12 protein-coding genes are annotated in these 12,450 nt (G+C 49.5%); 3 read left to right on the top strand and 9 right to left on the bottom strand.

Annotated elements, in window-relative coordinates; translation table 11 throughout:
• The first annotated feature begins 9 nt into the window (after window positions 1–9).
• Both petH and H6F68_RS12140 read left to right on the top strand, forming a co-directional pair.
• Window positions 10–1,266 carry a ferredoxin--NADP reductase gene (gene petH / locus H6F68_RS12145; RefSeq protein WP_190436040.1) on the top strand — a complete coding sequence of 419 codons (1,257 nt, stop codon included), beginning with the start codon at window positions 10–12 and terminating at the stop codon, window positions 1,264–1,266.
• Window positions 1,267–1,438: 172 nt separating this feature from the next.
• Window positions 1,439–2,764, top strand: a complete 1,326-nt coding sequence (locus tag H6F68_RS12140; protein ID WP_190559307.1) for a homoserine dehydrogenase — start codon at window positions 1,439–1,441, stop codon at window positions 2,762–2,764.
• A gap of 124 nt (window positions 2,765–2,888) precedes the next feature.
• On the opposite strand, the gene H6F68_RS12135 is transcribed toward H6F68_RS12140, so the two are convergent.
• From H6F68_RS12135 to H6F68_RS12110, 6 genes are all read right to left on the bottom strand, one after another.
• Window positions 2,889–3,500, bottom strand: a complete 612-nt coding sequence (locus H6F68_RS12135; protein ID WP_190559305.1) for a hypothetical protein — start codon at window positions 3,498–3,500, stop codon at window positions 2,889–2,891.
• 373 nt (window positions 3,501–3,873) lie between these two features.
• Entirely contained in the window at window positions 3,874–4,164 is a 291-nt protein-coding gene (gene gatC, locus H6F68_RS12130; protein WP_190559303.1) for an Asp-tRNA(Asn)/Glu-tRNA(Gln) amidotransferase subunit GatC, read from the bottom strand.
• A 96-nt stretch (window positions 4,165–4,260) separates the two neighbouring features.
• Window positions 4,261–4,782 (bottom strand): photosystem I assembly protein Ycf3, encoded by a 522-nt coding sequence (locus tag H6F68_RS12125; RefSeq protein ID WP_190436057.1) that lies wholly within the window; start codon window positions 4,780–4,782, stop codon window positions 4,261–4,263.
• 141 nt (window positions 4,783–4,923) lie between these two features.
• A complete protein-coding gene (bioD, locus tag H6F68_RS12120; protein WP_190559301.1) occupies window positions 4,924–5,652 on the bottom strand; it encodes a dethiobiotin synthase in 729 nt (242 codons plus the stop codon).
• A gap of 125 nt (window positions 5,653–5,777) precedes the next feature.
• Window positions 5,778–7,808 (bottom strand): serine/threonine-protein kinase, encoded by a 2,031-nt coding sequence (locus H6F68_RS12115; protein ID WP_190559299.1) that lies wholly within the window; start codon window positions 7,806–7,808, stop codon window positions 5,778–5,780.
• Between the two features lie 201 nt (window positions 7,809–8,009).
• Window positions 8,010–8,468: a GatB/YqeY domain-containing protein gene (locus tag H6F68_RS12110; RefSeq protein ID WP_190559297.1), complete on the bottom strand. Its 459-nt coding sequence runs from the start codon at window positions 8,466–8,468 to the stop codon at window positions 8,010–8,012.
• A 373-nt stretch (window positions 8,469–8,841) separates the two neighbouring features.
• Between H6F68_RS12110 and H6F68_RS12105 the strand changes: the two genes are divergently transcribed.
• Entirely contained in the window at window positions 8,842–9,858 is a 1,017-nt protein-coding gene (locus H6F68_RS12105) for a ribose-phosphate pyrophosphokinase (protein WP_190436069.1), read from the top strand.
• A gap of 87 nt (window positions 9,859–9,945) precedes the next feature.
• On the opposite strand, the gene H6F68_RS12100 is transcribed toward H6F68_RS12105, so the two are convergent.
• From H6F68_RS12100 to H6F68_RS12090, 3 genes are all read right to left on the bottom strand, one after another.
• Complete coding sequence (locus tag H6F68_RS12100) at window positions 9,946–10,398, bottom strand: NUDIX hydrolase (protein ID WP_190549778.1); 453 nt, start codon at window positions 10,396–10,398, stop codon at window positions 9,946–9,948.
• A 78-nt stretch (window positions 10,399–10,476) separates the two neighbouring features.
• A complete protein-coding gene (locus tag H6F68_RS12095) occupies window positions 10,477–10,932 on the bottom strand; it encodes a DUF3531 family protein (RefSeq protein WP_190436075.1) in 456 nt (151 codons plus the stop codon).
• Window positions 10,933–11,127: 195 nt separating this feature from the next.
• Window positions 11,128–12,111, bottom strand: a complete 984-nt coding sequence (locus H6F68_RS12090; protein ID WP_242065467.1) for a Sll0314/Alr1548 family TPR repeat-containing protein — start codon at window positions 12,109–12,111, stop codon at window positions 11,128–11,130.
• Between the last annotated feature and the right edge of the window lie 339 nt (window positions 12,112–12,450).

Genomic DNA, 12,450 nt, shown 5'->3' with positions numbered 1-12,450 from the left:
TCTATAGCAATGTTCAATTCAAGTGCAGCGGGCGGTGCTGGTAACACGGCTTCCGGTAGCCGTCTCTTCCGCTATGAAGTCGTCGGTCTGCGTCAGAATTCGGAAACGGATAAAACGAACTACCCCATTCGTCGCAGCGGTAGCACCTTTATCACAGTGCCCTATAACCGCATGAACGACATGATGCAGCGCATTCTGCGTATGGGCGGCAAGATTGTTGGCATTGAGCCACTCAATAGTGAAACCCTTACCAACGGTAATGCGGCTGCTAGTAAAAGTTCGCAGTCAGCGCAATCTGCTCCGGCGGCTCAACCCGCTAAGATGCAAGCAGATTCTGCTCCAGCAGCAGGTGCAAAGCATGAGGCTCTATTCGAAGAAAATGTTCCCGTTAACATTTATCGCCCAAATAGCCCCTATTTAGGTAAGTGTGTTTCTAACGAGGAACTAGTAGGCGAAGGCGGGATTGGTACCGTTCGCCACCTGATTTTTGATGTTTCTGGCGGTGATTTGCGCTACCTGGAAGGCCAAAGTATTGGTATCATCCCACCTGGAATTGACAAGAAAGGTAAACCCGAAAAGCTCCGTCTGTACTCGATCGCGTCTACTCGGCATGGCGATCATGTCGATGACAAAACTGTTTCTTTGTGCGTGCGTCAGCTAGAGTACAAGCACCCTGAAACAGGCGAAACCGTTTATGGGGTTTGCTCTACCCACCTCTGCAACCTCAAGGAAGGCGACGAAGTTAAAATCACGGGGCCAGTTGGTAAGGAAATGCTCTTGCCCACCGATCCCAATGCCAACGTGATCATGTTTGCAACAGGCACGGGGATTGCGCCTTTCCGCGCTTACCTGTGGCGCATGTTTAAGGACGCTGAGCGCCAAGCCAATCCTGGCTACCAATTTAAGGGCTTTGCTTGGTTGGTCTTCGGCATTCCCACCAGCCCCAACATTCTCTACAAAGAAGAGTTGGAAGAAATTCAGCAAAAGTATCCAGAAAACTTCCGCCTCACCTGTGCCATCAGCCGAGAGCAAAAGAATGCCTCTGGCGGTCGGATGTACATCCAAGACCGTGTGGCCGAGCATGCAGATGAACTGTGGAAGCTGATCCAGCAAGAAAACACCCACACCTACATTTGCGGTCTCAAAGGTATGGAAGGTGGCATTGATGAAGCTCTATCTGCTGCGGCTGCCAAAGATGGCGTGACCTGGAGCGATTACCAGAAGCAAATGAAGAAGAGCGAGCGCTGGCACGTAGAAACCTACTAAGCCGCGATCGCTCCGCTGAAGGCTCCACTGAGCTGAAGTCTCAGAGTGTCATCACTAGCAGTTAAACTAGCCCTAGAGTCTGGATCGATTGGGAAGCAACTTTTCTTCCTGAAGATTCAAACCCTAGGGCTTATTCGTTTGTCAGAACTTATTGGAATTTGGGATAACGGTTGTGACCTTCAAAGTCGGTTTGCTAGGGCTAGGAACAGTAGGCACGGGTACAGCACAGATTTTGCTCGATGCGACGCAGCGCCACCCTTTGTTAAAGGAGTTAGAAATTCATCGAGTTGGGGTGCGATCGCTCGACAAACCCCGTGAAATCGACCTACCTGCTGACTTACTAACCACGGATCTCGAATCCATTGTGACCGACCCCAACATCGATATTGTGGTTGAAGTGATGGGGGGTTTAGAGCCTGCGCGATCGCTGATTCTTCAAGCCATTGCTCATGGTAAGCATGTGGTCACAGCCAATAAAGCTGCGATCGCCCGGTATGGCGCTGAGATTTTCACCGCTGCCAACGAAGCAGGAGTATATGTACTGCTAGAAGCAGCGGTAGGCGGGGGGATTCCAGTAATTCAACCCCTCAAGCAGTCACTCGGGGCCAATCGTATTGATACGGTCATAGGAATTATCAATGGCACCACTAACTACATCCTGACCCGGATGCAAAACGAAGGCGCTGACTTCGCTGAGGTGCTAGCAGATGCTCAACGATTGGGTTATGCCGAAGCCGATCCCACCGCTGATGTAGATGGCCTAGATGCAGCCGACAAAATTGCGATTCTAGCTTCACTAGCCTTTGGCGGACGAATTAAATTAGCAGAAGTTTATTGTGAAGGCATTCGTCAGGTCAGTGCTGCTGATATTGCCTACGCGGAGCGGCTCGGTTTTGTAATTAAGCTGCTAGCGATCGCCAAACGCAACACAGTCTCTACTGAGAACGCACCGGAGCAGCTCCAAATCCGAGTACATCCAACTCTAGTTCCCAAGTCTCACCCTCTTGCCAGCGTCAACGATGTCTACAACGCCATCTTGGTGGAAGGTGAGCCAATTGGGCAGGTGATGTTCTTCGGTCGCGGTGCAGGCGCAGGACCAACCGCTAGTGCAGTGGTGTCAGATATGCTCAACATTGCCGCTGTGCTGCAAGCTAATCTAGTGCCAGTTCCCACTCAGCCTACTCAAGCCGCACACCCTCTGTTAGCTTGCTCTCACCAGCACTACAGCGCGATCGCACCGATGACAGACTTAGTGACTCGCTTCTACGCCCGATTTCTCACTAAGGACTACCCTGGCGTCATTGGCAAACTAGGTACCTGCTTCGGCAACCATCAAGTCAGCTTGGAATCCGTTGTTCAGATCGGCAATCAAGATGGTTTAGCAGAAATCGTCGTCGTTACGCACGATGTCCCAGAAGGGAACTTTCGCCAAGCCCTAGAAGAAATCCGCAGCTTGTCATCAATCAGCAGTGTCTCTAGCGTGCTACGAGTGCTTTAACTTTGCAACATAAAATCCAGCTCTAAGAAAAGCCTTATTACTTAGAGCTGGATCGATAAGATTCTAAGGTCTTGGTATGAGCTTGAAACAGTGCAACCCTGGGGGCTTTGTCTGACTGAGAGCCTCAGGGGGTCTGAGGTGCAGGTGAATCTGAGCCGGGGGCTGATTCAGGAGACATAGAACCGTCAGGACTCATGCCGGGGTCGGTCGTACTCCCAGCGTCATCGGCGGGGCTAGATGGGTCTACTTCAGGTACAGTGCCGCTGTCAGGGCTACCGGGGGAGCTGGGTGGACCCGCAGGCCGAGTCATATCGGGCTCTTCGGTCTCGGTTGTGTCTGTTGTGCCCGGGTCAGTCATAGTCCCAGAGTCATCAGCGGGGCTAGATGGGTCTACTTCAGGTACAGTGCCGCTGTCAGGGCTACCGGGGGAGCTAGGTGGACCCGCAGGCCGAGTCATATCGGGCTCTTCGGTCTCGGTTGTGTCTGTAGTTGTATCCGCAGGTTCAGCCGTATCCTCAGAAGGGCTGGTGGGGGCTGCGGTCGAATCTAAAGGGGTACCACCAGGACAGCGAGAGTTTAGGGGAAAAACTTCGCACAGAATTCTGAAGCCTTCTGGAGAAAGCTTGATTTCTGCCGCAGAGGGAGCAGTTGTGCCACTCGATTGGGCAACAGCAGCACCGCTAGTGAGAGCCAGGGCTAGGGCTGTCCCAAAGAGGGTAACGTATTTAGCCTTCACAAGACTTAACCTCAACAAAGGACTTTGCCAATTAAATCAGAAGGCAAATTTTTAGAAATCCGCCTTATAGGTAGTGTGAATATCCTCCTATGGAGGGTAGACAGCTTAACATCCTACTCCGTGGCATCCATCTATAGATATGCCAAACTTTGATGTCAGAGCTTACTAACCTGTTTTTAACCTTTTGGCTAACAGCATGGAGAGGAGGGCAACTTACGCCCCTCCTCTCCATGCTGTTAGGACTCTATAGGTGTCCTAAATAATTTATCCGGTTGGAATTTGTGAGAGGTGCACCTCTCACAAACCATTTAGGATTGCTAAATCTGATTGAGAGACACCAGTTGTTTGGTTAGATTTCACTAATCAGCTTTCACTAATCAGCGTTGATGATTTTAGGCACTCTAAAAAAGTCAGCATCTCGCTCAGGCGCACCTTCTAGAATCGTTTCGCGATCGCCATATGGCTGCAACTGGTCTACTCGCGTCACATTAGTCAAATCAATCGCCCGTGTGGTTGGTTCTACATTGCTTGTGTCCAACTCACTGAGCTGCTCAAAGTAGTCCAAAATGCTGCTTAGTTGTGTCGCAAATTTCTCTTCCTCTTCGACCGCCAATTCTAAACGAGCGAGATGAGCAACTTTATGAACTTGATCGCGATCCAGCATAGGTAAGTGGCTCAGAAGTAAAGGTCAAAAAAAACACAGCTAACCATGAAAAAAGATTAGCTGCTGTAGGTCAAGTGGTATAGAAGGAGCAACCGACTAAAAATACACATCCATCTGCGAACGGCCTGTGGTTTTGAGCCAGTTCTGCGCCTCAATATAGTTGTTAGGAGCCATCCGAATGGCAGTTTTCCAATATTGAGCTGCTTGATCAAACAAGGCTTCGGCTGCCTCATCGTTGCCCGCTTCTTTTTCCTGTTCGCCTCGGTAGTGGTAAATTACTGCTACGTTGTTGAGGGCCTGAGGTAAGCGAGGGTTCAGCTCGATCGCTTCTAGATAGTTCTTTAGGGCTTCTTCGTGTTCACCATTGTTGGTGCGAATTAAGCCAATGTTGTAAAGAACGTAACTGCGATCGTAGGGATCGTCTTCCAGCTTCAAGGCTTCGAAATAGTTGTCGAGAGCTTCCGCATACTCTCCATCAGCCTGAGCAGACATGCCATCTCGGTAATAGGCAAACGCTTCTTTTTCTTTCTTGGTGGCTGGCAGAACTTTGAGAATCATGTCTGCCATGACTGTGAAGCTTTTATCGATGAAGTTGTCGTTTCGTTGGAATCTTGGCATAGTCGCCTCTGCGAATGGGGGCCAGTGGCTCAGATAACCGCTTGGCTAGGTCACTTGCTAAACGCTTATTCCACTAATTTAGCGCCGATTGGTCACTTCCTGAGGAGCAATCCAGCTTGTAACAGTTCTTAGTGAGCTTAGTTAAGATGAAGCGCGATCGCCGACCGATAGAAAATCTTGTGGCGAGATAGCAATTGGCATCAGTCGCTCCAACTCCAAATTAGCGGCAACTTCCGTTAACTTCGCTAAATCGGTGGCATCTGTTAAATGGGGGATCACGCCTAACACTGGCACATTCGTTAAAGACTGAATCAAATCTCTGGGTGCCCAATCCTCGATCTCCTGCTCGGTGCGAGGTTGGGTACAGTTCAGCACAATGCCTTTGAGGTGCACCCGCGCTTGACGCGCTAAAGCAACATTAGCGACTGCTTGAGCGATCGCCCCTAAGCGCACAGGCACCACCAACACAGTCGGCAACCGCCAATCCCAAGCCAAATCTGCCACCGTGGTTTCGTGAGTAACCGGGGAACCCAAACCACCAAGCGATTCTACTAACACCCAATCTCGCCGTTGTCGGAGCGCTTCCAAACCTTTCCAAGCCAGTTCTAGCTCGATTTTGCGCCCTTCGCGATCGGCTGCCAGCGGTGGCGCTAAAGGAGCTTGGAAGTAAAGCGGGGTAATTTCGTCTATGGACTGATTCAAGTTGAAGAGGCGCAGATAGAGCTCGCGATCGCCCAGACCCGACTGGATCGGTTTCATAATCCCTAAACTGCGGGCAGAGCAGTAAGTCTGCCAGTAAGCAGCAAGAGCAGTCGTCAAGACAGTTTTACCCGCGTCTGTATCAGTTCCAGCAATGAGTAGTGCGTTCAAGGGGAGTGGAATGGTATCTGTTAGATTACGAAGTCAAGACAGTCTCAAACTATACTTTATCGTTCTTCCTCACATCAGTTAGGTTGAGCTGTGAATCTCATCATTGGGACCATAGGTGACCATAGCTATGGAGAGGGTTCCGGACTCTGGGCGCTAATATTTAGCGTGAAGTTAGTATCGCGAGCTGCAATCACATCAATTTGGTAATCTCCATCCGTTGGCAACTGCGATTGCCACGAAACAACTCCAGAAGCATCCTCTACCAACCGACCATCTGGATAGCGGATGTCTAGTGTAGCAGCGCCATCCGTGATTTCTACGTTGAGTACTTGTCCTGCTTGAGCGGTGACTAAATAACGCTTGATTGTCGTGGGGTTAGTCTGACCAGATACTTGGGTCTCTGTTGCACCTGCGGGAAAACTGACTCGCTCGACATCAACCGCACCCGGTGTAGGGCTAGGAGTAGGCGTCGGGCTAGGCGTCGGACTCGGAGTTGGAGTTGGCTCAACAGGGCTCTCTAAGTTCAACTCCAATTTATAATCTGCCTGAGCGATCCCTCGCACCGGACTGAGTTGAATATAGTAGTCTCCGGTATAAGGCAAAGCTCCTTCCCAAGCGGAGACACGCTTAGCGCGATTGTTGACAGGGTTTTGGTCCGGAGCGAGCACCGTCATTAAAATTCCTTCACCACCCAAATAAGCACTTAGGGTTTGGTCCTGCTGCCCTGGCACGATGTAACTAATGGTCTCGTTAGCTTTCAACCCGCCTTCAACTGTATTTTGTTCGCCAGGAGTAACATTCAGCCGTTGGCTAAATTGAACTGGACTAGGGCTGGGTGTTGGCGTCGGACTAGGGGTAGGACTAGGGGTGGGACTAGGACTAGGAGTAGAGCTAGAGGTGATAGTAACGGAAGGCGTTGGAGAAACAGAATCTCTCGGAGAGCGTAGTAAAGAAGTGACCAAAGCCCAAGAACCTAGCCCAGCAGCTAAAGCTAAAGCTGTTCCTACTGCTGCGATCGCCCAAGGATTTTCCCAAGACGGACCACTCGAAGGAGCGGGAATTACAGGATTGGTTCGGTTGGGATCACTATTGGGATTGGGATTTACAGGGTCTGGTCGGCGACCTACGGCAACAGTGGCCACCTGAGACAAGTTGGGATTAGCCGGGGGCGAAGGCGTTTGAGGAGGCGTTTGAGGAGGTGTCTGAGTAGGAGGAGGCGGAGGTGATGGTACTTGAGCCTGGATGGGAGGCGGCGGGGGGGATTGGGGTTGCCCCGGATAGGCAGGCGGAGGAGCTGGTGGAGAGACAACCGTGGGTTGAGTCAGAGCTTGTAGCGCTTGAACCACCTCAGCCACAGATTGATAGCGATCGCCCGGTTTATAACTCAACATTTGGTTCAAGATCTGAGCCAATCCGGGGCTAACCTTAGCCAAATCTTGCCAGTGCCAAGTCAGAGTACTTTCGTTATAGAGTTCTTGTGGCTCCTTACCCGTCAGCAAAACTATAGCCAGTACCGCCAAAGAATAAAGATCGCTGCTGGGGTAAGCGCGGCCCGTCTGCATCTGTTCGCTGGGTGCGTAACCAAACTTACCGACTGTGGTAGGTTGCGGCACCGTCTCCGGAGATTGAATCCGGGTCGCCAAGTCTTTCACCACACCAAAATCAATCAAAACTGGCAGGTGGTCACTTTCTCGCAAAATCAAATTATCAGGCGCAATATCTCGGTGAATAATGCCCTTACTATGAATGTGAGCCAGCACAGGCAATATTTGCCGTAGCAGTTGGATCACCTCTGACTCCGAGAAGGGATAACCCTGCGCCGTCCGCTCCTGAACCAACGTGCCATAGGTTTTGCCCTCAACATAGTCCTGAACTAAAAAGAGGCGCTGATCTTGTTCAAATGTGGCTCGAAATTGAGGTACTTGCGGGTGCTGAATTTGATACAGAATCGCCGCTTCTCGCTGAAACAATTCCTTGGACTTCTCCAAAGCGTAAGGACTCGACTGAGCCGGAATAAATTCCTTTAAGGCGCAGCGCTCATTAAAACGCCCTTGATCCTCCGCTAAATAAGTTCGGCCAAATCCACCTTGGCCCAAAATACTAACTAAGCGGTAGCGGTTTTGCAGAATAGTCCCGGCAGGAATTGGCGGTTGCATAGCAGGTTAGTTTGCTTTGAATTGATTGCAACAGGGACATCACGGACTCAGCTCACCAGAGGTAGAGCCACCAAAAATTAGCTGAGGGTGGCCCATAGCTATAATTGCGCCCGTAACTATGTTGTGACAAAGAGGCTACAGCTGAGTAGGTTTAGCTAGCAACTTTAGGGACACTCAAGCTAGCTGTGCTCCCACAACAGCTTATTCGCTCAACTTGGCTTTGACTAGAGCTTGAATCTTCTTACCATCTGCCTGACCTTTGACTCGTTGTATGGCAGCTCCCATAACTTTGCCTAGGTCTTTCAGTGAAGTTGCTCCCACCTCTGTGATAATTTCATCAATGATCTTGCTTAACTCGTCATCTGAGAGTTGTGTCGGCAAGTACGCTTCTAGAATCGCCAGCTCTTGCGCTTCTTGATCCGCTAAGTCTGTCCGTCCTGCTTGCTGATATTGTTCGATAGAATCACGGCGTTGCTTGGCTTGTTGCAGCAGTAATTCCATTTCCTGGGCTTCTGTCAAATCTGTCTGCCCACTGGGTCTGAGGCTGACTTCTTTTTCTAACAACGCCTTTTTAATACTGCGGATCGTCTCTAAGCGAAGTTTCTCCTTAGATTTCATTGCCGCTTTTATATCTTCACCAATGCGATCTTTCAAGCTCATAAGGCCATCCTCAGAAGAAATTTTTCGCCCTACTTAAAGTGGAGCTGTTTGCCTCTATTTCCCCAATAAACTAGGCAGAATTTTTCTCATAAGTATGAATGAGGAATTTTGCCTAAACCAGCTAGGTGATCAATTTTAGCTTGCTTACTGACTGTTTGGCAGGAAAGTGAACACAGCCATTGCCTTCCACCGATCTGCAAGTTTCTCTGAAATTCTCATTAATCTGCGGATTGTTCAGCCAAAAATCGCTAGTTTGCCTCTCCACTCTTGTGCGACAATTCCTAGTCAGTTTCCACAAAAATTACTCTCCATAGCTACACCTAATTCAGGGAATTTTTGGAGGATGATTCTGGATCAGAATGATAATATTGCGATGAATGCGCTTCGGGGGCCTGTTGTGATCCGTTCTGCAACTTTGACTCTTCACCCAACTCTGCCGACTATTTCTGACAATAGTCGTCTGCGGTTGTTTTCCGGCTCTGCCAATGTACCGCTCTCTCAAGAAGTTGCTCGGTACTTGGGCATGGACCTAGGACCTATGGTCCGTAAACGGTTTGCCGATGGAGAACTTTATATCCAAATTCAGGAATCGATCCGAGGGTGTGATGTTTATCTAATTCAGCCGACGTGCCAGCCGGTTAACGATAACCTGATGGAATTACTGATCATGGTGGACGCTTGCCGACGAGCTTCGGCTCGGCAAATTACCGCTGTGATTCCTTACTATGGATACGCTAGAGCAGACCGTAAAACTGCGGGGCGAGAGTCTATTACAGCCAAGCTTGTGGCTAACTTAATTACTCAGGCTGGCGCAAATCGAATTCTAGCAATGGATTTGCACTCAGCCCAAATCCAAGGCTATTTTGACATTCCCTGTGACCATGTCTATGGTTCACCAGTTGTGTTTGACTATTTAGCCAGTAAGAATTTATCGGATATTGTTGTCGTTTCTCCAGATGTGGGTGGAGTCGCGCGGGCCCGAGCCTTTGCCAAAAAGCTCAATGATGCTCCACTTGCCATTATTGATAAGCGTCGTCAAGCTCATAATGTGGCAGAAGTGCTCAATGTGGTTGGGGACGTTGCTGGCAAGACTGCCATCTTGGTGGATGACATGATCGATACTGCGGGCACGATCTGTGAGGGAGCTCGTCTCCTACGTAAGGAAGGGGCTCGTCAGGTTTATGCTTGCGCGACCCATGCTGTTTTCTCACCCCCGGCGATCGAGCGGCTATCCAGTGGCTTGTTTGAGGAAATCATTGTCACCAATACCATTCCAGTGCCTGACACAAGTCGCTTTGAGCAACTGACGGTACTCTCGGTGGCGAATATCTTGGGTGAGGCCATCTGGAGAATTCACGAAGACAGCTCACTCAGCAGTATGTTTCGGTAATGTATTAGCGTTCTAGTTTTGTATGTTAGGCGTAGCCATAACTTAAGTAGGGGCACCTCTTGTGGGTGCCCTTCATTTTTTAAAGCTTTAGAGGTAATCAAAAAACTGCTCTGGAACCAGGGTGAGTTCTCCAGATTTGAAGCGATCGCTCTCAATCCAGAGGGCTTTCTTCTGGCGATCGCCTTCGGCAAACATCAATTCATCCAGTTCATAGAATTTGGGATCAGCGAAGTCGCATTTGTAGAGCTGGATTAGCTCATGACCCGACTGGCCATTAAACACAAAGACGTTCTCTAGACAGCCCAAGTAACGAATGTTAGCTAGCTCTGCTTGGATTTCTTCCTGAAATTCTCGCTGCAAAGCGATCAGGCTGGTTTCGCCAAAGTCTACGCCACCTCCCAAGGCTCGATAAAAAGTTTTTTGTTTTACTGGGTCGTATCCTTCCGAGACAAAGATGCGATCGCCTTTTCCAGCAGCAGCAGCCTGACGGTCTTGGATTAGCCCTAGCGCTAAAACGCGAATTTGATTGACTCCGTACATAGTTCTTAGAAGATGGGATGCAAAAGCTACGCCAAACCTAACTAGCAAAAGTAACAGAGTGGCGTATGGGTTAGCTGATTAATTATCGTCGTATTCTGAGTACTCTCGTTTGCGGCTTTCGGGGATCGGCCAGTCTTCATTCTCTCCGCCAATAATCAGCGTTGTGATTTCTACGTAATCTTTGCTGAATTGCCGCAAGGAATTGATTAAAACATCTAGGGCGATCGCGTCACTGGTGCCTAAGTCAAACCAACAACGGGCCCAGTTGCTTTCGTACTCTACTTCCCCAATGTTGTGCATCAAGGCCATGAAGCTATCTTCAGCCGCATCCTGGTTGTAATTCATGTAGCTGATTTCTAGGCCAACATCTTGCACCTGGAGATTTTCGGCGTTAAACCCGCCTAACTTCCCTAGAAAAAACCAGGAGTTGATAATTTCTTCAACGTACTGTTTTTCTAGTTCAGAGGGGTTCAAGCTGAACTCTAGCCAAATCCAGACATTAAAGGGATCAAACTCCCGAAACTGTACTTGCATTTTGTTTGAAAACCGAATAAATGGGGCGTGGCTTAAGCGATCGCGAATCTGCAAGCTAAGCAATTCCAGAATACCGCAGCCAGTTTAGCCTGCTGTTGTGAGGGTAGCCACTCTGTAGAAACCCACCCATAAAAAAAGGTGCCATACTTGACACCCTCAGGAGTATTTTCGAGTAATTGATCGAGCGATCGCGACCTATTTCTTTAGCTCAGTACTGCAATTGCGCTCTTTTTGATCAATGCGGAATTCGGTTCTACAGCGCTCATACGCGATTTGGTTTCGCAGTTGGCGAGGCAATTGAGCGGTTTTATCCAAGGCTTTGCGGAAAAATTCTAGGCTTTCCTGATTTTTACCCTGTTTAACGAGAACTTGGGCTTTGAGGTAGTACAGATCTGGGTTGTTAGGGGTCACCTTCAAGGCTTGATCAACAAACTCTAGCGCTTTCGTCGGTTGGTTCAGGTCTCGGTAGCCAATCGCAATCCCCCGATAAGCCAAGTAACGAGGCTGGGCATATTTGTTCAATCGCTCTACCGCATCGGCTGGATTGGCAAAGGGGAGATTAACCGCCAGCATCAAATCCATAAAACCTTTTACTAAGTTAAGTTCTGGGTCTTGAGGACTGAGCTTTTCAGCCGCATTCAATGATTGAAACACTCGTTGAAGTTTGTTCAGGGCTTGAGGAGTCCCTCGCACCGTACCTTCACGGGAGACGATATAAGCGCCTTCCATAAATTCGCCCACTGCCACGTACAAGTTGCCGCGTAGGGGGTCAGTTTTGCGTAGCTGCTCAGCGGTTTCGCGAGTCTTAGTGGCATTGGTTCGCAAGGCATTCCAATCTTTGTCCAGGTAAGCCAGTGACGCTTTCATGGCATAGCTGAGTGGCTCACTGGATTCAGCTTGAGATAAGTATTTTCTGGCAGCTTGGTAATCACCCCGCTCAAAAATCGCTTTGAAGGCTGCTTCGGTATTCTTACCAATGGCATGCTGGTTAGCAGTACGGAAGGGGTCGCCCGCAAAGGCAGGACTGCCGCATAAGCTAAGGGCGATCGCCGCAGTACCTGCAACGGCAGAAACGAACCGCCGGGAGGCGGAAACGGGGCGGCTTTGGCGTTGCATCCTAGATGAGCAGGGTGGGGCACTCGTCCCAACACTACTGGAAGCAATTGGCATGTTCGTCATAATAGAGCCTCTCAAAACGTTCCTCGAATTCGTTCTGCTTGCAAATGCTCTAGAGCCTCGGATGGCGCTCGATGAGTTGAAAATTCGCTCATCGCGGTTGATGCCAAAGGTCTAGAAGCACTCGGTTCAGGTGCGATCGCCTACCGATTAAGGGTTCAGCTAGCTGCATAAATTTGACGCAGTCATTCGGTTTGGGTTCCAGTTAGACTGGTCGATGGGTAGGCTAAATTTGTCACCGTTGAAACAAAATTATGACTACCTCGCTACAGCCCACGCCTCAGGTTTGCAACTTTCCTTCTCGTTAGACTAGCGACTGGCACGACTGACTTGAATTAACTT

Source organism: Trichocoleus sp. FACHB-262, from assembly GCF_014696035.1.
In the GTDB taxonomy this organism is placed as follows: domain Bacteria; phylum Cyanobacteriota; class Cyanobacteriia; order FACHB-46; family FACHB-46; genus Trichocoleus.
The sequence above is the reverse complement of the archived record's forward strand: the minus strand, read 5'-3'. Positions and strand labels throughout refer to the sequence as shown.